This window comes from uncultured Allobosea sp., assembly GCF_945956895.1.
GTDB lineage: Bacteria > Pseudomonadota > Alphaproteobacteria > Rhizobiales > Beijerinckiaceae > Allobosea.
Genome location: NZ_CAMFJF010000016.1, coordinates 54063 through 76765, shown reverse-complemented (window position 1 = coordinate 76765; position 22703 = coordinate 54063). Strand labels below are relative to the sequence as shown.

The following is a 22703-nucleotide window of genomic DNA, read 5'->3' as shown; positions in this document are numbered from 1 at the left end:
CATGACCGCCACCCCTCCCGCTCCCGCGCTGGAAACGCGCAAGCTGACCCGACATTTCGGCCGCCCGGACGGACTTGCGGTGAAGCTGCATCTGGCGAAGCGCCAGCCGATCATCCGGGCGCTCGACGGTATCGACCTGACCATATCGACCGGCGAGTTCGTCGGGCTCGTCGGCGAATCCGGCTCCGGCAAGTCGACGCTTGGGCGCATCGCCGCAGGCCTGCTGCCGCCGAGCACGGGCGAGGTCGCGGTCTTCGGGCGCTCGCCGCAGGGTGACCGCTCGGTCCATCGCGACGTGCAACTGATCTTCCAGGACCCGCAGGCGAGCCTCAACCCGCGCATGCGCGTCACGGAAGCGATCGGCGAGGCACCGCTCGTCCACGGCATCGCCTCGCGCGCCGAGATCGATGACTATGTCTGCGCGCAGATGCGCCGGGCCGGACTCGATCCGGCCCTCCGCCAGCGCTTCCCGCACCAGTTCTCCGGCGGCCAGCGCCAGCGCATCTCGATCGCGCGGGCGCTCGCGCTGCAGCCACGGTTCCTGGTCTGCGACGAGTCGGTCGCCTCGCTCGACGTCTCGATCCAGGCGCAGATCCTCAACCTGTTCATGCAGCTCCGGCGCGAGCTCGACCTGACATACCTCTTCATCAGCCACGATCTGCGGGTGGTGCAGCACATCGCCGACCGCGTCGTGATCATGTATCTCGGCCGTATCGTCGAGGATGCGCCCGCGGCCCGGTTCTTCGCCCATCCCAACCACCCCTATACGCAGGGGCTGCTGGCGGAGATCCCCGACCTCAAGCAGCGGCGGCGCGTCTATGCGCCGGTGAAGGGCGAGATCCCGAGCCCGGCCGCGCCGCCGCCCGGTTGCCATTTCCATCCGCGCTGCCCGGCCGCCTTCGACCGCTGCCGCATCGAGCGGCCTGCCCTGCGCGCAATCGCGCCGGGCCATCGTTCTGCCTGCCACCTCAACGACGTCGCAGCGGCCCCGGTCCGCGCGCAAACAGGAGAGATCGCATGACGACCAAACTGAGCACAATCGCCCTCTCGGCGGCATTGATCGCCGCCGCAGGCGCCGCCAGCGCGGAAGACCTGCGCATCGGCTTCGCCGATCCGGTCTCGGCGATCGACCCGCAGCTCAACAACCATGCCGGCGACCACTCGGTCTCGCAGCATTTCTGGTCGCGCCTCGTCGCGCAGAAGACCGAGGGCGGCGTGGTGCCCGACATCGCCGCATCCTGGAAGAACCTCACCCCCAATACCTGGGAGTTCAAGCTGCGCGAGAACGCGGTCTGGAGCGACGGCAAGCCGGTCACGGCCGAGGATATCGCGTTCTCCTACGAGCGCGCCCAGGCCGTGCCGGGCAGCGTGGCGAGCTTCAAGGGCTTCCTGCGCAATGTCGCCAAGGTCGAGATCAAGGACCCGCATACGCTGGTGATCACCAGCCATGCGCCCGATCCGCTGCTGCCGATCAACATCTCCAGCGTCTATATCGTCAGCAAGCATGTCGGGCAGAACGCGGCGACCGACGACTACAACAGCGGCAAGGCGATGGTCACCGAAGGCCCCTATGGTTTCGTCAGCTACACGCCGGGCGACCGCATCGAGATGAAGCGCAACGAGCGCTTCTGGGGGCCGAAACCCGAATGGGAGAAGGTCAACTACCGCTATATCGCCAACCCGGCGGCACGCACGGCCGCCCTGCTCTCGGGCGATGTCGACGTCATCGACAAGGTCTCCTTCTCCGATATCGAGAAGCTGGAGAAGAACCCCAAGGTCAAGGTCTGGTCCTATCCGGGCCTGCGCGCGCTGATCATGCAGCCGAGCTTCAACCCGAACCCGTCGAAGTTCCTCACCGACAAGGCCGGCAAGCCGCTCGACAAGAACCCGCTGCTCGATGTCCGCGTCCGCAAGGCGCTCAACATGGCGATCAACCGCGAGGCGATCGCCGACCGCGTCGCGCGCGGCGGCGTCACCGTCGCGACACAGTGGATGCCGGCCGGCAGCTTCGGCTACGACCCCGATCGCTCCAAGATCGACGTCGATCCCAACAAGGCCAAGGCGCTGCTGACTGAGGCCGGCTACCCCAACGGCTTCAAGCTGACCATGCATGTGCCGGGCGAGCGCTATCCGCTGGCACCCGAGACCGCGCAGGCGATCGCGCAGTTCTGGACCCGGATCGGCGTCGAGACGCAGGTCGAGGTCGTGCCCTTCTCGGTCTATTCCGGCGCGGCCAACAAGAACGAATATGCGATGAGCATGATCGGCTGGGGCAACGGCACCGGCGAAGGCACCTATGCGATGACCGCGATCCTGGCGACCGCGAACCCCGCCAAGGGCCTCGGCGCCTCGAACTGGGGCCGCTACAGCAACCCGAAGCTGGACGAGGCCCTCGCCAAGGCCAGCGCCGAATTCGACGACGCCAAGCGCGAGGCGATCATCAAGGACGCGGTCAAGGTCGTGATGGATGATGTCGGGATCATGCCGCTCTACCACTACAAGAACATCTGGGCGAGCCGGCCGGACCTGAAGGTCGTGCCCTGGCATAGCGACCGCACCGTCGCGATGCAGGTCAGCAAGGCCAAGTGACATCGGAGCCTGATCCACGAGGTCAGCTTACAGAACCATACCGTCATCCCGGACAAGCTGCGCAGCAGCGCTGATCCGGGATCCATCGTAGAACGCGGCGCCCTTCGATGGATCCCGGGTCAAGCCCGGGATGACGGCGCGGTTCCGAGAAAACCTAGAACGATCCGAACGCAACGGAAATGCAAACAGCCATGTCTGCCGCCTTCGCGATCAGCCCTGTCATCGACCTGATCGACGCGCCCCGCCGGATCGCGCTTGCCGGATTGCCGGCGGGCGCGGAGGTGACCATCGCCGCGGAAACCGCGCGCGACGGCCATATCTGGCGGGCGCAGGCGGTGTTCGCGGCCGGAGCCGATAGCAGCATCGACCTCGAACGCGATGCGCCGTTGCGCGGCGATTACGCGGGCGTCGCGGGAATGGGTCTGGTCTGGGCGCAGACCGGCAACGGTGAATTATTCCCGGCCGACCTGTCGCGGCCTCTCGAAACCACGCTCACCGCCATAGTAGGCGGTGAGACGATCGCAACCGGACGCTTCAGCCAGACACTGATGGCGGACGGCGTGACGCGGCACCCGCTCGCCGAGGACGGGCTCGTCGGCACGCTGTTCCTACCGGCCGGCGCAGGCCCGCATCCGGCGGTCATGATCCTCAACGGCTCGGGCGGCGGCATCAACGAGCCGCGTGCCGCTCTCTGGGCCTCGCGTGGCGTCGCGGCGTTGGCGCTCGGCTATTTCGGCGCGCCCGGCCTGCCGAAATATATCTCGAACACGCCGATGGAATATTTCGCGCGGGGACTCGACTGGCTGCGCGCCCGAGTGCGCCCGAAGAACGATTTCGTCGCCGTCGCCGGGCAATCGCGCGGTGGCGAGCTCGCGCTCCTGCTCGGCGCGACCTTCCCCGAAAAAGTCTCGGCGGTGCTGGGCTACGTGCCGAGCGCCTTCGTGCATGGCGGGCAGGCCGCCGCCGACCCGGCTCCGGGCCTCGGCCGCGATGGCCCCTGCTGGACACTCGACGGCAAGCCGCTCGTCCATCAATGGCAGGACAACGCCACAGCAAGCTGGAAGCCCTACGACGAAGCGACGGATATGCGCCGCAATGCCGATGCGATGCGCACCGCGCTCGGCGACCCCGCCGCCATGGCCCGCGCCCGCATCCCGGTGGAGCGGATCGCCGGGCCGGTGCTGCTGCTGTCCGGCGGCGATGACGGCGCCTGGCCCTCCGACCTTTATTCGCTGATCGTGCAGTCGAGCCTGCTCGCAGCGGGGCATCCGCATGAGGTTATCTGGAAGAACTGGCCAGCCGCTGGCCATTCCATCCTGTTTCCCCATACCCCGGCGACCCGCATCGCCCATCGCCATCCGGTCAGCGGCATTGCCACGACGATGGGCGGCACGCCGGCCGCGAATGCCGAGGCCAATGCCGGCGCCTGGGAGGCGGCGCTCGCCTTCGTCAGGCGCCATGGCGGTCTGGCGGGCTGAATTCCTCGGAACCACAAGGTCATCCCAGGCCTGCCCCGGAATCTATCGGAAGGCTCCGGAACTCCAGGATGGATCCCGGATCGGCGCCGCTGCGCGGCTTGTCCGGGATGACGGCGGGGTTCCATCGTAAACTGACAAACTCCAGCCTCGTAAGGATATCCGAAGCTGTGCACTTCCGGCGGACCACCGCCCCTTGTGCGCAGAAGAATTTTCGCGTCATGGTCCCGCTGACGCCATGCCGGCGCAGCGCTGCTGCTGTGCCGGCTCATCATGACCTCGGCTCACCGGATCGCGAATGGTTTCTGTAGCGCTGAAGACGGTTTCGAAGACCTGGGGCGGCACCGCCGCCGTCGATGCCATCAGCTTCACCGTCGAAGGCGGCAACCTTGTCGCGCTGCTCGGCCCGTCCGGCTGCGGCAAATCGACGACGCTGCGGCTCATCGCCGGGCTTGAGGACACCAGCAGTGGCACGATCGAGATCGGCGGACGCAACGTCACCCATGCCTCGCCCTCGCAGCGCGGCATCGCCATGGTCTTCCAGAACTATGCGCTGTTCCCGCATCTGAGCGTCGCCGAGAACATCCTGTTCGGGCTCAAGGTCCGCAAGGTCTCGCGCGCCGAGCGCGACGAGCGCCTCGCCCGCGCTGCCTCGATCCTGGGCCTCTCCGCCCTTCTGGAGCGCAAGCCCTCGCAGCTCTCGGGCGGCCAGCAGCAGCGCGTCGCGCTCGGCCGCGCCATCGTCGCCGAGGCGCCGGTCTGCCTGATGGACGAGCCGCTCTCCAATCTCGACGCCCAGTTGCGCGTCGAGATGCGCCGCGAGATTCGCGAATTGCAGCAGCGGCTCGGCATGACCATGGTCTATGTCACGCATGACCAGGTCGAGGCCATGACCATGGCCGATCAGGTCGTGCTGATGCGCAACGGCCGGATCGAGCAGGATGCCCCGCCGGACGTGCTCTACGAGAACCCGGCCACGATCTTCGCCGCACGCTTCGTCGGCACGCCGCCGATGAACGTGCTGCCGCTCGCCACGGTGCAGGCGCGCGGCGGGGCGATCACCGCTCCCGATGGCCTCGATCCCGCCAGCCTCGCGGTCGGCGTCCGCCCGGAGATGGTCGAGATCACCGGCAGCGGCGTCGCCGCCGATGTCGTCGCGGTCGAATATCTCGGCTCCGACACGCTGCTGGAAACCCGCATCGACGGCCATTCCTTCATCGTCAAGCGGCCCGGCAAGGTGCGGGCCACAGCCGGCGAACAGATCTACATCACGTTGTCACAATCGGCGCTGCACTGGTTCGACCTGGCGTCTGAACGAAAGGTGGTTCGCAATTGAACCGGCCGAAGCGTCGGACGTGCGGACCATCCCAGCAAGGGAGAGAGGACATTATGGACAGGCGTGAATTTCTTGGCGGCACGGCCGCCCTTGCAAGCGCAACCGCGCTACCCGGCATCGCTCGGGCGCAGAGCACCACCGAGCTCTCGTTCTTCTATCCGGTCGCCGTCGGCGGGCCGATCACCAAGCTGATCGACACCTACGCCGCCGACTTCGAGAAGGACAACCCGTCGATCAAGCTGAAGCCGATCTATGCCGGCACCTATCAGGAGACCATCGTCAAGGCGCTGACCGCGCATAAGAGCGGCACCCCGCCGGTGCTTTCGGTGCTGCTCTCGACCGACATGTTCACGCTGATCGACGAAGAGGCGATCGTGCCCTTCGACGACTTCATCAAGACCGACGAGGACAAGAAGTGGCTCGCCGGCTTCTATCCCGGCTTCATGGAGAACAGCCAGACCGGCGGCAAGGCCCCTAACGAAAAGAAGACTTGGGGCATCCCGTTCCAGCGCTCCACCGTGGTGCTCTACTGGAACAAGGACCTGTTCAAGGAGGCCGGCCTCGATCCGGAGAAGCCGCCGAAGACCTGGGCCGAGCAGGTCGAGTTCGCGCAGAAGCTGACCAAGCGCGACGCCGCCGGCAACGTCACGCAATGGGGCATCCAGATCCCCTCTTCCGGCTTCCCCTACTGGCTGTTCCAGGGTCTTTCGACCCAGGCCGGCGCGATCCTCGCCAATGCGGCCGGCGACAAGACCGATTATGCCAATCCAGGCGTGGTCGAGGCGCTGCAGTACTGGGTCGACCTCGCGCAGAAGCACAAGGTCCACCCGCCCGGCATCGTCGAATGGGGCACCACGCCGCGCGATTTCTTCGAGAAGAAGGTCGCGATGATGTGGACCACCACCGGTAACCTCACCAATGTCCGCGCCAACGCCAAATTCCCCTTCGGCGTCGCGGTTCTGCCGGCCGGCAAGAAGCCGGGCAGCCCAACAGGCGGCGGCAATTTCTATCTCTCGAAAAAGGCGACCAAGGCCGAGCAGGAAGCCGCCTTCAAGTTCGTGCGCTGGATCACCACGCCAGAGCGCGCCGCGCAGTGGAGCATCAATACCGGCTATGTCGGCGTGACGCCGGCCGCCTACGAGACCGAGGCGATGAAGAAATACGTCGCCGACTTCCCGCCTGCGATCGTCGCGCGCGACCAGCTCTCGAGCGCGGTGGCCGAACTCTCGACCCATGAGAACCAGCGCGTCACCAAGGCGCTGAACGACGGGCTGCAGGCGGCGCTCACCGGCACCAAGGCGCCGCAGAAGGCGATGGAGGACGCGCAGGCCGAGGCCGAGCGCATTCTCAAGGCCTATCGGTAAGCCTTCCAGATGAGGTCAAACCGTCATTGCGAGGAGCGAAGCGACGCAGCAATCCAGGGGTGGCAGAGCGCTACGTCCCCCTGGATTGCTTCGCTTCGCTCGCAATGACGGGGAGCTGAACCGATGACGAACCGCGCGACCGCGACGATCCATGGCTGGCTGCTCCTGCTGCCGGCCATGGCTTGCCTGGCCCTGTTCACGCACTGGCCCGCGGTCGCGAGCTTCATCGAGAGCTTCTACTCGACACCGAAGGCGCGCCGCCCGGCGCGCTTCATCGGGCTCGAGAACTACCAGCAGATGCTCGCCGACCCGATCTTCTGGAAAGCGCTGAGCAACAACCTCTGGTTCGCGCTCGGCACCATCCCGACCTCGATCGCGCTGGCGCTCTTGATGGCGGTCTGGGTCAATGACAGGATCGCCGGGCGCACGCTCGTCCGGATGGCCTATTTCACGCCGACGATCCTGCCGATGATCGCGGTCGCCAATATCTGGCTGTTCTTCTACACGCCGCAATACGGTTTGCTGGAGCAGATCACCGGCCTGTTCGGCGCACGCTCGACCAATTGGCTGGGCTCACAGGACACCGCGCTCTACGCCATCACCATCGTCGCGATCTGGAAGGAAGCCGGCTTCTTCATGATCTTCTATCTCGCGGCGCTGCAGGCGATCCCGCCCAGCCTCGGCGAGGCTGCGGCGATCGAGGGTGCCTCGCGCTGGACCTTCTTCCGGCGCATCCAGTTTCCGCTCCTGATGCCGACGACGCTGTTCGTGCTGATCAACGCCGTGATCAACGCCTTCCGCATGGTCGACCATATCGTGGTGATGACCCGCGGCGGCCCGGACAACGCGACGACGCTGCTGCTCTACTACATCTACCAGGTCGGCTTCGGCTTCTGGGACACCGCCTATGCGGCGACGCTGACCTGCGTGCTGCTGGCGCTGCTCGCGCTGGTCGCCTTCGTCCAGTACGGCTGGCTCGAACGCAGGACGCATTATCAATGAGCGCCGCGCCCCAACCCGCTCCGTCCGCGACACGCGCCGACCCTTATGCGCCCAAGGGCCTCGCGCTCACGCTGGAATCGACCGGCGCGATCCTGCTCGCGCTCCTCTGGGTCCTGCCGCTGGCCTATGCCGTCTGGGCGGCGTTCCATCCGGCCGAATACACCACGCGCTTCGTGCTGACCGCGCCATTGACGCTCGACAATTTCACGCGTGCCTGGGCTGCGGCGCCCTTCGCCCGCTATTTCCTCAACACCTTCATCCTGGTCACCCTGATCCTGACCTTCCAGATCGTGCTGGGGACTCTCGCGGCCTATGCCTTGGCGCGGCAGGATTTCTGGGGCCGCGACGTCGCCTTCGTGCTGATCCTGGCGCAACTCATGATCATGCCGGACGCGCTGATCGTCGAGAATTACCGCACGCTCGCCAAGGTCAACCTGATCGACACGATCCCGGCGATCGCCCTGCCCTATATCGCCTCGGCCTTCGGCATCTTCCTGCTGCGGCAGACCTTCAAGACCGTACCGAAGGAGCTCGACGATGCCGCGCGCGTCGAGGGCGCGAGCCCGCTGCAAGTGCTGATGAAGGTCTATGTGCCGCTGGCGAAGCCGACCTATGTCGCCTATGGCCTCGTCTCGGTCAGTTATCACTGGAACAATTTCCTCTGGCCGCTGCTGGTGACCAATTCGGTCGAGTCCCGCCCGCTGACGGTGGGCCTTCAGGTGTTCTCCTCGGCCGACCAGGGCATCGACTGGGCGGTGATCTGCGCAGCGACATTGATGACCTCGGCGCCGCTGCTCGTTGGCTTCCTGCTGTTCCAGCGCCAGTTCGTGCAGAGCTTCATGCGCGCCGGCATCAAGTAGCGCTACGCCGATGAAGCTGATCACCTGGAACATCCAGTGGGCCCGCGGCGTCGACGAGAATGTCGATCCGCGCCGCATCATCCAGCATGCCCGGCAGATGGCGGATTTCGACGTGCTCTGCCTGCAGGAGGTCGCGGCCAATTTCCTCGATCTCGACGGCAATGACCGCACCGACCAGTTCGCCCTGTTCAGCGAACTCTTGCCCGGTTTCACGGCGATCGAGGCGATCGGCGTCGATGTTCCGGACGGCGCAGGCGGCCGCAAGCGCTTCGGCAATCTGATCCTGTCGCGATTGCCGGTGGCACAGGCGCTGCGCCATGTCCTGCCCTGGGAAGCGGCGCCGACGCGCAACATGCCGCGCGTGCTGGTCGAGGCGATGGTCGAGACACCCTTCGGCCCGATCCGGGTGATGACGACGCATCTGGAATACTCGTCGCCCGTCCTGCGCGCCGCGCAGGTCGAAGGCATCCGGCAAATCCACCGCATGGCGGCAGCGCGGCAGGCGACGCCACGCCTTGCCGGCCCACACACCTATACCCCGACGCCGAACGCGGCGAGCGCAATCCTGACCGGCGATTTCAACATGCGTCCCGACGATGCCGGAATGGCGCAATTGCTCGCCCCGTTCGAGGGCGATGTTCCGCCGCTGGTCGATCTCTGGCCGGTGTTGAAGGGCACGGAGCTGCACCCGCCCTCCGCCTTCATCTGCGACCAGACCTATGGCCCGCCGGGTTGCCTCGACTTCGTGCTGGCAACGCCGGACCTTGCTCAACGAGCGCGTTCGATCACCTACGATATCGAGACGCGGGCCTCGGACCACCAGCCGATCCTCGTTGAATTCGACCTCGAATGATCTTCACCCGACAGGATCACCAGCGGCTCGACGCCATCCTGCGCGAAGCAGCACGGCGCGAGGTGATGCCGCGGTTCCGGCGCCTGACTGATGGCGATATCCGCACCAAGCAGAACCCCGTCGATGTCGTCACCGAAGCCGACGAGGCGGCCGAACGCTTCATCTGCGCCGAGCTGGCCAAGGCCTTTCCAGGCGCGGCGTTGATCGGCGAGGAGGCGGTGACGCGCAACCCGTCCCTTCTCTCAAGGCTTTCCGAAGCCGAGCTCGCCTTCGTCATCGACCCGATCGACGGCACGCTGAATTACGCCAGCGACCTCTCGGTTTTCGCGGTGATGGCCGCTGTCATCGTCCGAGGCGAGATCGCCGCCGCCGTGATCCATGATCCGACAGCCGATGACAGCGCCATGGCCCTGCGCAGCGAAGGCGCCTGGATGAGCTCTGCGGACGGCACGAGCCGCGATTTGCACGTCGCGCCCGCCGTCGCGACGCGGCAGATGAACGGCATGGCGAGCTGGCAGTACTTCCCCGAGCCGCTGCGCAGCACGCTTCCCGGCCGTTTTCCGGCCTTCCTCGAAGTCGGCTCGCTGCGCTGCTGCGGGCAGGAGTACCGGCTGGCCGCGGCGGGACGCCTGCAATTCCTGCTCTATGGCGCCCTCAACCCCTGGGACCATGCGCCGGGCGTGCTGCTCTACAGCGAAGCCGGCGGCCATGCGCGCCTGCTCGACGGCCGCCCCTATTCGCCGACCGAGCGCCCGGCCGGTTTGCTCTGCGCGCCCGATGAAGCGAGCTGGCGGGAAATCAGGTCGATCCTGCTGGACTGAACGGCAAAGTCGGCTCGCCGCATCCTCGTCACAACCTCATCGTCATCCCGGACAAGCCGCGAAGCGGCGCCGATCCGGGATCCATGCCGGAGCGCGTCCGGCTCAGGTTCAGGCATGGATCCCGGGTCTGCGCTTCGCTTCGCCCGGGATGATAGCCCTTCTTTGGGACGCTCAGTCCTCGTCGTCGCGCTGACGCGGACCTTCCCCGAGAATCTCTCTTTTCCCTGCGTGGTTAGCCGGCCCGACGATGCCTTCGTTCTCCATGCGCTCCATGATGGATGCGGCGCGGTTGTAGCCGATCTGGAGGCGGCGCTGGATATAGGAGGTCGAGGCCTTCTTGTCGCGCAGGACCACCGCGACCGCCTGCTCGTAGGGGTCGTCCGAGTCGGCCGAACCCATGCCGGTCTTGTCGAAGACGGCGCCGTCCTCGTCCTCTGCGCCCTCGTCGTCCTCGGAGGTGACGGCATCGAGATATTGCGGCCGGCCTTGTGTCTTGAGGTGGGCCACGACCTTCTCGACCTCGTTGTCCGAGACGAAGGGGCCGTGGACGCGGGTGATGCGCCCGCCGCCGGCCATGTAGAGCATGTCGCCCTGGCCGAGCAGCTGCTCGGCGCCCATCTCGCCGAGGATCGTGCGCGAGTCGATCTTCGACGTCACCTGGAAGGAGATGCGGGTCGGGAAGTTCGCCTTGATCGTGCCGGTGATGACGTCGACCGAGGGCCTTTGAGTGGCCAGCACGACATGGATGCCGGCGGCGCGCGCCATCTGGGCGAGGCGCTGGATCGTGCCCTCGATCTCCTTGCCGGCGACCATCATCAGGTCGGCCATCTCGTCGACGATGACGACGATATAGGGCAGAGGCTCGAGGTCCATGACCTCCTCCTCGTAGATCGCCTCGCCGGAATGCTTGTCGAAGCCGGTCTGGACGGTGCGGGTGATGACTTCGCCCGCCGCCTTGGCCTCGCCGACCCTCGCGTTGAAGCCGTCGATGTTGCGCACCGAGAGCTTCGACATCTTCTTGTAGCGCTCCTCCATCTCGCGCACCGCCCATTTGAGGGCGACGACCGCCTTCTTGGGATCGGTGACGACCGGGGTGAGCAGATGCGGGATGCCGTCATAGACGGAGAGCTCCAGCATCTTGGGATCGACCATGATCAGGCGGCACTCCTCCGGCTTCAGCCGATAGAGGATCGATAGGATCATCGTGTTGATCGCCACGGACTTGCCCGAGCCGGTGGTACCGGCGACGAGCAGGTGCGGCATGCGGGCGAGGTCGGCGATCACCGGCTCGCCACCGATGGTCTTGCCGAGGCAGAGCGCGAGCTTGTGCTTGGTCGCCTCGAAATCCTGGCTGGCGAGGAGTTCGCGCAGGAAGACGGTCTCGCGGCGGGTGTTCGGCAACTCGATGCCGATCGCGTTCTTGCCCTGCACCACCGCAACGCGCGCCGACACCGCGCTCATCGAACGCGCGATGTCGTCGGCGAGAGAGATCACACGGGAACTCTTGATGCCGGGGGCGGGCTCAAGCTCGTAGAGCGTCACGACCGGACCGGGGCAGGCCTGGACGATCTCGCCACGGATATTGAAGTCTTCCAGCACGCCTTCGAGCAGGCCGGCATTCTGCTGGAGCATCTCGACCGGCATGGTCTCGGCCTGCGCCTGCGGCGGCTCGGCCAGGAACTCGATCGGCGGGAGCTGGAAACCGGCATCCTGCACCACAGGCAATTCGACAAGGCGAAGTTTTGCCCTGAACGGGGTGACCTTGGCGGATTCGACCGCCGCCGACTCGGGGCGAACAGCTTCAGGCTTGGCGGGCTCCGGCTGAACAGGCTTGGGTTGAGTGAGCTTGGGCTCGACCGCAGGCCGCGTGCTGCGTGCCAGCGGCACGCCGGGCTTTGCCGCAGCTGCCGGCTCGTCCGGGATCGGAGCCTCGTCCTCAATCACGGGCGCCTCGGTGGCCGGCACGGACCAGGACGGCGCTGCGATCTGGAAACTCACCTGATAGCTCTGCCCCCAGCCGAAGCCGGACCAGGCTGGCGCAACGACCGGAGCAGTGATCGGCAGCGGCGCGGCTTCGCGCATCGCGACCGGCTGCTCTTCAAAGCCGACAGTCGAGGCATGGTTCACCGCGCCCACCGCCACCGACGGAGCAACGGGATCGAACGCGAAATCGGCGTCGTCGCGCTCGGCCTCGGGTACGCATTCCCAGAAGGCGTGATCCGAAATGAAATCGAGCGGCGTCGCAACCTCCTGCTCCAGCAAGGCAGCGAGCGCCACAGGGGCTTCGAAATCCATCTCCGCGAGCTGCATTTCATCGACAAAAGCGTTCTCGCCCGCGTCGAAAGTCAACTCCACATCCGCAGAGCCATCCGCTGCCGGCTCGGGTATCGGCTCGCCGCCCGGCGCGCCCCAGACCTGCCGGATCAGGTGATCCGGCGTGCGCCAGAAGCGGACGCGGCTCTCACCCGGAGTGGGAGCGTTCGGGGACAGGCTGATGTCGAATCGCTGCCCGAGAACCGGGGAGGCTGAAAGCTCCCGCTCGGCCTGCGCCAGTTTGCGCTGGGCGTCGGCAGAGCGCGAGGGACGGACATAGGCCGGCCAGAGGCTGGACGATGCCGGCTCGTTGCGAAGCGGCTCTGCGACAGAGGTTTCCGATGTTGCGGACAGTGCGGTCTGCTGTGGTTGAGCGAGGCGATGATCCTCGGAAACGACGGCGTTCGCGCGGCGGAGACGATCCAGTTTTTGCATGGGCTTAGGCGAACACTACGCTTCGTTAACCTGAGACCCAGTCCTAGCCCGGCAGGGTTAAGAGACCGTTCCGGCGGCCTCCCTTTCAGTGTCCGAAGCTGGCGCGACCAGCCTCACCGCGCCTGCTTTTCCGAGGGAGGCGCGGCCGCGTCATCGTCCTGAAGCACGCGCCAGGCGGCACCTTCCAGATCGGCGAACTGACCCGATCGCATGCACCAGAAGAAGGCGCCCAAACCCAGCAGGCCGAGCCCGAGCGCGAGGGGAAACAGGATGACGATGATGTTCATGCCTCTGCCTCCGAAGGTGCCTTGCCGCCGCGGGCGCGCAGCGCGTTGAGGGTCACCACCAGGGACGAGCCCGACATGGCGACGGCAGCGACCAGCGGCGTCGCCAGCCCCGCGATCGCGATCGGCACCGCGACCGCATTGTAGAGCACGGCGAACCACAGGTTCTGCAGCATCAGCCCGCGCGCCTTGCGGGCAATTTGGAGTGCTGCGGAGACGGGCGCGAGGCTGTCGCCGAGGAAGACGATATCGGCGGCCGCCTGCGCGAGATGGGTCGCGCTGACCGGCGAGACCGAGACATGCGCACCCGCCAGCGCAGGCGCATCGTTCAGCCCATCGCCGATCATCAGCACCTTGCGGCCATTGGCCGCCATGCTGTCGAGCCGGTTGAGCTTGTCGCCCGGCAGGAGCCCCGCCTGCACATGCGTGACGCCAAGCGCAGCCGCGATCGGCGCGACCGCTTCCGGCCGGTCGCCGGAGAGGATCGCGATTTCGAGCCCCGCCGCGCGCAGGGCATCGATCGTCGCGCGCGCATCCGGACGCAGGCTCTGCCCAAGCGCCAGAACGGTGCGATAGGAGCCCTGACGATAGGCGATCAGCGAAGCGCCGGGATGGCGCGCCTTGACCGAGGCGGCCTCGGCTTCGGCTTCGCAGAAGGCAAGGCTGCCGAGCCTCTGCTCGCCATCGCCCTCGCCGACCGACAGGCCCTGCCCACGCTCCTCGCGAACATCCGTTCGGGGAGAGGTGGCGCCGAGAGCGCGCGCCAGGGCCTGCGCCAGCGGATGGGTGCTGGCCGCGGCGAGCGCGCCGACCTCCGCCCGGCGCTCGGCCGGCAGCACTTCGGGGTTGAGGATATCGGGCTCCGGCAGGGTCAGCGTCCCCGTCTTGTCGAAGACGGCGATATCGGCCTCGGCGAGGCGCTCCAGCGCATCGCCCTCCTTGAGCATGATCTTGCGCTTGAACAATGCGGAGGCCGCAACGACCTGCACGGCCGGAATCGCGAGGCCGAGCGCGCAGGGGCAGGTGATGATCAGGACCGTGGCGGCGATCAGCAACGCCTCCGGCCAGGCAAGCCCCCAGGCCAGCCAGCCGAGGAAGGTTGCGGCCGCCAGTGTATGGACAACCGGCGCATAGAGCCGCGCGGCCCGATCCGACAAGTGGACATAGCGCGAGCGGCTGCCCACGGCCTGGCTCATCAGACGATCGATCTCGTCGAGCAGCGTGCCCTGCCCGGCAGCCTCGACCCGGATGGTCAGGGCGCCGGTGAGGTTGAGTGTGCCGGCATGGACACGCTCGCCCTGGCCGATCGCGGCGGGAGCGGTCTCGCCGGTGACGAGGCTCTGGTCGAGCTCGGAGCGGCCGGTCTCGACGATACCGTCGACCGAGACACGCTCGCCCGGGCGCACGAGGACGCAATCGCCGGGCTGGATCGCTGCGATCGGCGTGATCGTCCAGCTGCCGTCGTCAGCGAGCCTTGCTGCGGTCTCGGCCTTGAGCGCCGCGAGATTGCCGGCGAGATCGCGGGTGCGGCGGCGCATGAGCTGGTCGAGATAGCGCCCGATCAGCAGGAAGAAGAGCAACATGACCACGCCGTCGAAATAGGCGTGGCGGCCATGGGTCCAGGTTTCCGCGACGGACATGGCGAGCGCCAGCACGACGCCGATGGTGATCGGCACGTCCATGTTGACGGCGCCGGCCTTCAGCGCCCTGAGCGCACTCTCGAAGAAGGGGCGGCCGGCATAGGCCGCCGTCGGCAGGGCGATGAGCGCAGAGAGCCAGTGGAAGAAATCGCGCGTCGTCGGATCGATGTCGCCGCTATTGCCGGCCCAGACCGCGACCGAGAGCAGCATGATATTCATCGAGGCGAAGCCGGCGACGCCGAGCCGGCGCAGCAGGCTGCGCTCCTCGCTAGCGGCACCATCCTCCTGTCTCTCGGCGACGAAGGGATAAGCCTTGAAGCCGAGCGCGCCGAGCTTGTCGACGACGGCCTCCGGCCTGAGCAGCGCCTCGCGCCATTCGACCGAGACGCGCTTCAGCGCGAGATTGACGCGGGCACCGAGGATGGCGGGCTCGCGACCGAGACCGCTCTCGATGGCCTGCATGCAGCCGGCGCAGCGGATGCCATCGACCGCGAGCTCCATGCTGGCGATGCCGCCATCGCGATGGCGCACGAACACTGAGAGATCTCGGACCGAGAGATCCTGCGCCGCCATGTCACGTCTCCGGCAGGGTGATGCGGCTGCGCGAGACGAAGACGACCTCCTCGCCGCGCCGGGCCTGCAATTCGAGGATCCAGGAGCCAGCCTCGATCCGATCGAAACCGGCCTCGTAGCGGCCGGGCTGGCGCTCGTTCAGCGTGACGGCGTGGTCGCGCGCGGACGTGGCGGGATGGCGCAAACGCGCCGTCGTGGTGAAACCTGAGAGCGGCTGTCCCAGGCGATCCGCCAGCGTCACACCGAGGATTGCTCCCTCGCCCTGGCGGGCGAGTGCGGCAGCCGCCCGCCAGCCGCGCGCATCACGCTCGTGCTGCCGGGCGATCTCCTGGTTGAAGTGCTGGCTGTCCTCATAGGCGCTGCGCGTCTCGACGCCCGGCATGGTGCGCAGCGCCACGGTCAGGATCGTCGCGTTGACGGAAATGATGACACCGAAGAACAGCACCAGCATCGCCGCGACCATCCAGCCGGTCAATTCGAAGGGGCGGCGCGGGCGCGGGGCGGCGGGGGTGTCGCAGGACATCTGGAAAACTCCGCAGCAGCTCATAGTTTGGCTCCGGGCGCCATGAAATGGTCGGCCGCGTGCACGGTCTCCCCGGCAAAGAGGTCCGAGGCCGTGATGGTGATCGCCTGCGATGCCTCGAGCGGCACGCCGGCCGGCACGGTGACGAGCACGCGCACTTCGCGCGAGGAATCGGGATCGACAGCCACGACCGGTCTGACATCGGCGGTCTGGACGACGCCGACTGCCTCGATGCGGATGCCGGGCAACCCATCCACGGTCAGCGCGAAGGGACGAATCTCCGGACGCTTGTTGAGCAGCCGAACCGTATAGGCGTTGCGGATCGAGCCGTCGCTCAGCGTCACGAAGAGCGGCGCACGCTCGTGCAGCACGGAGATATCGGCCGTGCGGCGCGTCGCGAGCTGCCAGAGCATCGCTCCGCCGACCACAACGATCAGAGCCGCATAGATCGCCGTGCGCGCCCGGAACGGGCGGTAGATCGCCTTCAGGCCTGCCATCCGGCGCTTGACGTTGATCTCGGTGTCATAAGCGATCAATTGCTTGGGGCGATCGACCTTGGCCATGACGGTGTCGCAGGCGTCGATGCAGAGCCCGCACTGGATGCAGTCGAGCTGGGCGCCGTCGCGGATGTCGATGCCGACCGGGCAGACCGCGACGCATTGGTAGCAGTCGATGCAGTCACCGGCCGGCGCGCCCTGCGCCTTGAGCTTCAAGCCCTGCTTGACCGACACGCGCGGCTCGCCGCGGTCATAGCGATAGGTGACGTTGAGCGCCTCGTCGTCGGTCAAGGCCGCCTGGATACGCGGCCAGGGGCACATGAACTTGCAGACCTGCTCGCGCATGATGCCGGCGAGCGTGTAGGTCGTGAAGGTCAGGATCGCGATCCAGACATAGGCCGAGAGCGGCGCGGTGAAGGTCGCGAGCTCCCGCACCAGCGTCGGCGCATCGGCGAAATAGAGCACCCAGGCGCCACCGGTCCACCAGGCGATGACGAGCCAGACCGCATGCTTGGCCACCTTGCGCCAGAGCTTGCCGAAGCTCCACGGCGCCTCGTCGAGCCGCATGCGCTCGCGCCGGTCGCCCTCGAAGAAGCGCTCGACGGCGAGGAAGAGATCGGTCCAGACCGTCTGCGGGCAGAGATAGCCGCACCAGACGCGGCCCGCGAGCGCGTTCATCAGGAAGAGCGCGAAGGAGGCGATGATCAGCAGGCCGGTGAAATAGTAGACCTCCTGCGGCCAGATCTCGATGAAGAAGAAGTAGAAGCGGCCATTGGCGATATCGGCCAGCACCGCCTGGTTCGGAAGGTGCGGGCCGCGATCCCAGCGCAGGAACGGCAGCAGGTAGTAGATGCCGAGGCACAGGAACAGGATCGCCCATTTCGCGCGCCGGAACGGGCCGGACACGCTCTGCGGATAGACCTTCCGCGACGCCGCGAAGAGCGGCATGTCGTCGGAATCGGCCCCGGCCGTGCTCACGCTACTGTCCTCCCCCGAGCGAATGGACGTAGACGGTCAGCGCCTTGATGGTCGTTGCGTCGAGGCGTCCGCCCCAGGCCGGCATCACGCCGTTGCGGCTGTTGGTGATGGTCTCGGTCAGCGAGGCCATGTCCATGCCATAGAGGCTGATCGCGTCGGTGAGATTGGGCGCGCCCATCTCCGCATTGCCCTTGCCGGCCTCGCCATGGCAGGCGGCGCAATTGTCGGCGAAGAGCTTGCGGCCGAGCGCGAGATTGGCCTTCGGTTCGGTCGAGAGGCCGGCGAGCTCGCGGACATGGTTGGCGACGGCATTGATCTCGTCGCGCTTGAGCATGCCGTCGCGGCCGAAGGCCGGCATCTGGCTCACCCGCGTCTCGTCATTGCCGGCGACGCGGATGCCGTGAGTGATGGTCTGCTGGATCGCGTCGAGCGAGCCGCCCCAGAGCCAGTCGTCGTCGTTGAGGTTCGGATAGCCCTTGGCCCCGGCGCCGCCGACGCCGTGGCAGGCGGCGCAATTGTCGCCGAAGGCGGCCTTACCCTGTGCCATCGCGATCTGGAACAGGGTCGGGTCGGCCTTGATCTGGGCTGGCGTCGCATCCGCCATGCCAGCGGCCTGCACGGCGCGCTGCGCCTTGAGCTGCGCCATATCGGCGCTGATATCGGCGCGGCTGGCATAGCCGATCACGCCCCTGGTGGTGTCGGTCAGCAGCGGCCAGGCGGGATACACGACCCAGTAGCCGATGGACCAGAGGATGCTCGCGTAGAAGATGCCGAGCCACCAGCGCGGTAGCGGCGTGTTGAGTTCGCGGATGCCGTCCCATTCGTGGCCGGTGGTGGCGATGCCGGTGTGAGGGTCGATATGCGGTGCGTCGTGACGCTGGTCCATGATCAGTCCTCGCGCAGCGGATTGAGCGCAGCTTGCTCGAAGCGGGCGCGGTTCTTCGGCCAGAAGGCGTAGAGGCAGACGCCGAGGAAGACGGCGACGAAGTAGAGAAGGCCAACGGACTGGGCGAAGCCGGCGAGCCAGTGATAGGTCGTTTGCATGGCAGCCTCGCTCAGCGGATGTTGGCCTTGTCGTCGTAGAGCTTAAAGTCGACCAGCGTGCCGAGCGCCTGGAGATAGGCGATCAGGGCGTCGGCTTCGGTGATGCGCTGCGGGTCGCCGTCGAAATCGCGCGACTGCGCCTTGGGGTAGCGCTTCTCCAGATCGGACTGGCCGGGATGGTCCGGCGTCGCCTGCGCCTTCAGGTCGCTCTGCGCCTGAGCGACCATCTCGTCGGTGTAGGGCACGCCGCCGGCGCGGTTGGCGCGCAATTCGTCGGCGATGTCGCTGTATTTCAGCTCGGTCTTCGCCAGGAAGGGATAGCCCGGCATGATCGATTGCGGAACGACGGCGCGCGGCTCGGCCAGATGCGCCCGCTGCCACTCGTCGGAGTACTTGCCACCGACGCGGGCGAGGTCCGGTCCGGTGCGCTTCGAGCCCCACTGGAACGGCTTGTCGTACATGCTCTCGGCCGCGAGCGAGTAATGCCCGTAGCGCTCGACCTCGTCGCGCAGCGGCCGGATCATCTGGCTGTGGCAGTTGTAGCAGCCCTCGCGGACATAGATCGCGCGGCCGGCCAGCTCGAGCGGGGTGTAGGGGCGCATGCCCTGTACGGTCTCGATCGTGTTCTTCAGATAGAAGAGCGGCGCGATCTCGACGAGGCCGCCGACCGAGATCACCAGCAGCACGCCGATGACCAGGATGATCGAGTTGGTCTCGAAGATCTTGTGCTTGGCCCAGAGCGACCGGCGCGCGGGCTTGTGTTCGATGCTCGTCATTGCCCGGAACTCCTCAGACGGCCATGGCCAGCGGCGCCGGCGCTTCGTCTGAACGCGGCATCTCGGCCGCGCTCTCGGAGCGCACGGTCATCCAGAGGTTGAAGGCCATGATCAGCGCGCCGATCAGGAACAGGGCGCCGCCCATCGCGCGGATCACATAGAAGGGATGCATCGCCGCGACGGTCTCGATGAAGGAATATTCGAGGAAGCCGAGCGAGGTGTAGGCGCGCCACATCAGGCCCTGGAGGATGCCGGAAACCCACATCGCGGTGATGTAGAAGACGATGCCGAGCGTCGAGATCCAGAAGTGCCAGCTCACCAGCTTGAGCGAGTAGAGCCCCTTGCGGTTCCAGAGCCAGGGCACCAGGCAGTAGATCGCGCCGAAGGAGATATAGGCGACCCAGCCGAGCGCGCCGGAATGGACATGGCCGATGGTCCAGTCGGTGTAGTGCGACAGGCCGTTGACCGCCTTGATCGACATCAGCGGGCCTTCGAAGGTCGACATGCCGTAGAAGGCGAGCGAGACCACCATCATCCGCAGGACGGGATCGGTGCGCAGCCGGTCCCAGGCGCCGGACAAGGTCATGATGCCGTTGATCATGCCGCCCCAGGAGGGCATCCACAGCATGATCGAGAAGGTCATGCCCAGCGTCTGCGCCCAGTCGGGCAGCGCGGTGTAATGGAGATGGTGCGGACCGGCCCAGATATAGATGAAGATCAGAGCCCAGAAGTGGATGATCGAGAGCCGGTAGCTGTAGATCGGCCGCTCCGCGCGCTTGGGCACGAAGTAGTACATGATCGCGAGGAAGCCGGCGGTGAGGAAGAAGCCGACCGCGTTATGGCCGTACCACCACTGGAACATCGCATCCTGCACGCCCGACCAGAGGCCGTAGGAGCGCGGCGACAGGAGCGAGACCGGCACGGCGACGTTGTTGCCGATATGCAGGACCGCGATGGTCAGGATGAAGCCGAGATAGAACCAGTTCGCCACATAGATATGCGGCTCCCGGCGCTTCATCACCGTGCCCAGGAAGACCAGGAGGTAGACGACCCAGACGACGGTCAGCCAGAGATCGGCATACCATTCCGGCTCGGCGTATTCCTTGCCCTGGGTAATGCCCAGCAGGTAGCCCGTGCCCGCGATGACGATGAAGAAGTTGTAGCCGAGCACGACGAACCAGGGCGACAGGATGCCCGCCAGCCGCGCGCGGCAGGTGCGCTGCACGACATAGAAGGACGTGCCGATCAGCACGTTGCCGCCGAAGGCGAAGATCACGGCCGAGGTGTGCAAGGGCCGCATCCGGCCGAAATTGATCCAGGGCAGATCGAAGTTCAGAACCGGGAAGGCGAGCTGCGAGGCGATGAGCAGGCCGACCGTGAAGCCGGCGATACCCCAGACCATGGCGGCGACGGTCGCGAACTTGACCGGCCCCATATTGTAGTTGGGCTTGCCGTCGATTTCCTGTGGCTCGACCGGAACGCTACCGTCGAAGCAGCGATTGGCAATCAGGATGACGGCCGCCGCCGATGCCAGGACGCCGAGCATGGCGTGGAAGGCGTAGCCGGAATTCTCGGTCAGCGCCGCGATCACGATCAGAGGCAGCACGCAGGCCGCCGCGATCAGCATCCCGATCAATTCGCCGACAGTCGCCTGCCTGACAGGGCTTGCCGTTGCCGTCACCTTCTAACCCCGCTTCGTCTCCGGCGCATGAGCGCGCCCATCGCGGCAGGCTTAACGGGCGGGAGAAGGCGGGGCGTTGATTCAGGTCAACGGGGGTGCCGCGCGGGGTGCGGCGCGGTAGCGCAGGCTTCGAGCCTGTTTTGGAGAGCCCTCATCCTGAGGAGCCATTCTCTTGGGAATGGCGTCTCGAAGGATGTTTCAGGAGGCTCCCGAACCATCTGGAACATCCTTCGAGACGCCACGTTCCGCGGCTCCTCAGGATGAGGGCTCGAACTCCGACCTCGTTCTCAGGCCGCGACGGCGCTCATGCGCTCGGGGTTCATCACGCGCACACCGCCGGGGACGATCAGGATCGTCTTGTCCTTGGCGAGGCGGGTGAAAGTGCGGCTCACCGTCTCGATGGTGAGGCCGAGGAAGTCGGCGATGTCCTGCCGCGTCATCGGCAAGGGCACCGTGACCGAGGGCTTGCCGAGCCGCGCCCAGCGCTGCTGCATGCCGAGCAGGAAGCAGATCAGCTTCTCCTCGGCGGTGCGGCGGCCGAGCAGCATCATCTGCTCATGGGCGAGCGTAAGCTCATGCGTCGCGAACTCGTGCAGACGCTTCAGCAGATGCGGCTTGGCATCGACCAGCGCGGTATAGGCGCCCCGCGAGAAGGCGCAGGCGGCGACCTCGCCGATCGCATCAGCCGAGAAGCCATAGGCATCGCGCATCGCGAGCCCGAGGAAATCGCCCGGCAGGGCGAAGCCGACGACCTGACGGCGACCGTCGGACAGGAGCTTGTAAAGGCGCACGACACCGGCCGTGACGTTGTAGACCGAATGCGCCTCGCGCCCCTGCGTGAACAGCGTCTCGCCCGAGGCGAAATGCGTCGGGTGCGCCAGGGATTCCAGCAGCGCCAGCTCATCGTCTGAAAGGGAGGCGCAGACGCTGACCAGACGCACCATGCAGTTGCGGCAATTGCCTTCCCCACGGTGCGTAGCGCTACAGGCCGAAGGGTGACAGTTCACGATCGCATCTTCCCGCTTATCGACGAGACCATAACCGAGGCGGGCAAGGTCACAAAGTGCGCTCTCCGTCGCAGCCGGCGAAATTGATCCAGGTCAATGCAACACCATGCTCCCCGCAACCACCGTGCGTCCCTGAATTCGGGAGAAGCCGCACGTGACGGGCGATGAAATCTTCGAGGTCGCGCGTATCGCGCCGGCCAGCGCCGACACGGTCTTCAGCCTCGTCGCCATGCTGCATCCGGAGGTGACGCCGGATGGATGGGCCGCCTTCGTGCGTGACAATTCGCAGGACGGCGCGCGGCCGCGCGGCGTCTTCGCGCTCCGCGACGCGCGCGCCATGCCGCATGCCGTGTTCACCTTCCGCGTCGCCCAGACGATCGCGGGTGGCACGGCGCTGGAAATCTCGGAGCTCGCGATGCTGCGCCTGCCGGGCACCCATCTGGTCGATGCGTTGCTGCGCTTCGCCAACCAGCTCGCGATCGAGCTCGACCTGCCCCGGATCGCGATCTCGCTGGAGCGCTCGGCCGCCTGGCCGCAGGACCATGACGCCTTCCAGCGCTCGGGCTTCCAGGTCGACCGGATGATGGTGCTCGGCCGGGCGCGGCTGGCGCCGACCGCGGCGAATTGACCTGCCTCAAACCAAGAGGCCGCC

At 66.6% G+C, this 22703-nt stretch carries 20 protein-coding genes; 10 read left to right on the top strand and 10 right to left on the bottom strand.

All coding sequences use genetic code 11. From position 1 onward, the window contains the following. Nucleotide 1 precedes the first annotated feature (1 nt). The 9 genes from Q0Q02_RS11950 (at nt 2) to Q0Q02_RS11910 (ending at nt 10300) form a co-directional block, all read left to right on the top strand. A complete protein-coding gene (locus Q0Q02_RS11950; RefSeq protein WP_293809675.1) occupies nt 2–1021 on the top strand; it encodes an ABC transporter ATP-binding protein in 1020 nt (339 codons plus the stop codon). After that, nucleotides 1018–2589, top strand: coding sequence for an ABC transporter substrate-binding protein (locus Q0Q02_RS11945; RefSeq protein WP_293809642.1), 1572 nt, complete (start codon nt 1018–1020; stop codon nt 2587–2589). Before Q0Q02_RS11950 ends, Q0Q02_RS11945 begins: the two co-directional genes overlap by 4 nt. 191 nt (nt 2590–2780) lie before the next feature. After that, nucleotides 2781–4067 carry an acyl-CoA thioesterase/bile acid-CoA:amino acid N-acyltransferase family protein gene (locus Q0Q02_RS11940; protein ID WP_293809640.1) on the top strand — a complete coding sequence of 429 codons (1287 nt, stop codon included), beginning with the start codon at nt 2781–2783 and terminating at the stop codon, nt 4065–4067. Between the two features lie 295 nt (nt 4068–4362). Further along, nucleotides 4363–5400, top strand: a complete 1038-nt coding sequence (locus Q0Q02_RS11935; RefSeq protein ID WP_293809639.1) for an ABC transporter ATP-binding protein — start codon at nt 4363–4365, stop codon at nt 5398–5400. A gap of 53 nt (nt 5401–5453) precedes the next feature. After that, nucleotides 5454–6764, top strand: coding sequence for an ABC transporter substrate-binding protein (locus Q0Q02_RS11930; RefSeq protein WP_293809637.1), 1311 nt, complete (start codon nt 5454–5456; stop codon nt 6762–6764). 123 nt (nt 6765–6887) lie between these two features. Continuing rightward, nucleotides 6888–7766, top strand: coding sequence for a carbohydrate ABC transporter permease (locus Q0Q02_RS11925; protein WP_293797978.1), 879 nt, complete (start codon nt 6888–6890; stop codon nt 7764–7766). Continuing rightward, complete coding sequence (locus Q0Q02_RS11920) at nt 7763–8626, top strand: carbohydrate ABC transporter permease (RefSeq protein ID WP_293809635.1); 864 nt, start codon at nt 7763–7765, stop codon at nt 8624–8626. The genes Q0Q02_RS11925 and Q0Q02_RS11920 overlap by 4 nt, the downstream gene beginning before the upstream one ends. Nucleotides 8627–8636: 10 nt before the next feature. Beyond that, nucleotides 8637–9479, top strand: coding sequence for an endonuclease/exonuclease/phosphatase family protein (locus tag Q0Q02_RS11915; protein WP_293809633.1), 843 nt, complete (start codon nt 8637–8639; stop codon nt 9477–9479). Further along, nucleotides 9476–10300, top strand: a complete 825-nt coding sequence (locus Q0Q02_RS11910; RefSeq protein ID WP_293809631.1) for an inositol monophosphatase family protein — start codon at nt 9476–9478, stop codon at nt 10298–10300. Before Q0Q02_RS11915 ends, Q0Q02_RS11910 begins: the two co-directional genes overlap by 4 nt. Nucleotides 10301–10471: 171 nt before the next feature. On the opposite strand, the gene Q0Q02_RS11905 is transcribed toward Q0Q02_RS11910, so the two are convergent. The 10 genes from Q0Q02_RS11905 to Q0Q02_RS11860 form a co-directional block, all read right to left on the bottom strand. Next, nucleotides 10472–13048, bottom strand: a complete 2577-nt coding sequence (locus Q0Q02_RS11905; RefSeq protein ID WP_293809629.1) for a DNA translocase FtsK — start codon at nt 13046–13048, stop codon at nt 10472–10474. Between the two features lie 113 nt (nt 13049–13161). After that, nucleotides 13162–13335, bottom strand: a complete 174-nt coding sequence (gene ccoS, locus Q0Q02_RS11900) for a cbb3-type cytochrome oxidase assembly protein CcoS (RefSeq protein WP_293809627.1) — start codon at nt 13333–13335, stop codon at nt 13162–13164. Then, nucleotides 13332–15545, bottom strand: coding sequence for a heavy metal translocating P-type ATPase (locus Q0Q02_RS11895; RefSeq protein WP_293809625.1), 2214 nt, complete (start codon nt 15543–15545; stop codon nt 13332–13334). Before Q0Q02_RS11895 ends, ccoS begins: the two co-directional genes overlap by 4 nt. A gap of 1 nt (nt 15546) precedes the next feature. Further along, nucleotides 15547–16068 carry a FixH family protein gene (locus Q0Q02_RS11890; RefSeq protein ID WP_293809623.1) on the bottom strand — a complete coding sequence of 174 codons (522 nt, stop codon included), beginning with the start codon at nt 16066–16068 and terminating at the stop codon, nt 15547–15549. Nucleotides 16069–16088: 20 nt separating this feature from the next. Then, entirely contained in the window at nt 16089–17513 is a 1425-nt protein-coding gene (gene ccoG, locus Q0Q02_RS11885) for a cytochrome c oxidase accessory protein CcoG (RefSeq protein WP_293809673.1), read from the bottom strand. A gap of 31 nt (nt 17514–17544) precedes the next feature. Next, nucleotides 17545–18429, bottom strand: a complete 885-nt coding sequence (ccoP, locus tag Q0Q02_RS11880; protein WP_293809621.1) for a cytochrome-c oxidase, cbb3-type subunit III — start codon at nt 18427–18429, stop codon at nt 17545–17547. A 2-nt stretch (nt 18430–18431) separates the two neighbouring features. Next, nucleotides 18432–18587: a cbb3-type cytochrome c oxidase subunit 3 gene (locus Q0Q02_RS11875; protein WP_293809619.1), complete on the bottom strand. Its 156-nt coding sequence runs from the start codon at nt 18585–18587 to the stop codon at nt 18432–18434. An 11-nt stretch (nt 18588–18598) separates the two neighbouring features. After that, nucleotides 18599–19363: a cytochrome-c oxidase, cbb3-type subunit II gene (gene ccoO, locus Q0Q02_RS11870; RefSeq protein ID WP_293809618.1), complete on the bottom strand. Its 765-nt coding sequence runs from the start codon at nt 19361–19363 to the stop codon at nt 18599–18601. A gap of 13 nt (nt 19364–19376) precedes the next feature. Continuing rightward, entirely contained in the window at nt 19377–20990 is a 1614-nt protein-coding gene (ccoN, locus tag Q0Q02_RS11865; RefSeq protein WP_293809671.1) for a cytochrome-c oxidase, cbb3-type subunit I, read from the bottom strand. Between the two features lie 341 nt (nt 20991–21331). Then, nucleotides 21332–21988: a helix-turn-helix domain-containing protein gene (locus Q0Q02_RS11860; RefSeq protein WP_199085775.1), complete on the bottom strand. Its 657-nt coding sequence runs from the start codon at nt 21986–21988 to the stop codon at nt 21332–21334. Between the two features lie 217 nt (nt 21989–22205). Here Q0Q02_RS11860 and Q0Q02_RS11855 point away from each other — a divergent pair, with 217 nt between their 5' ends. After that, nucleotides 22206–22679, top strand: a complete 474-nt coding sequence (locus tag Q0Q02_RS11855) for a hypothetical protein (protein WP_293809616.1) — start codon at nt 22206–22208, stop codon at nt 22677–22679. Nucleotides 22680–22703: the final 24 nt, after the last annotated feature.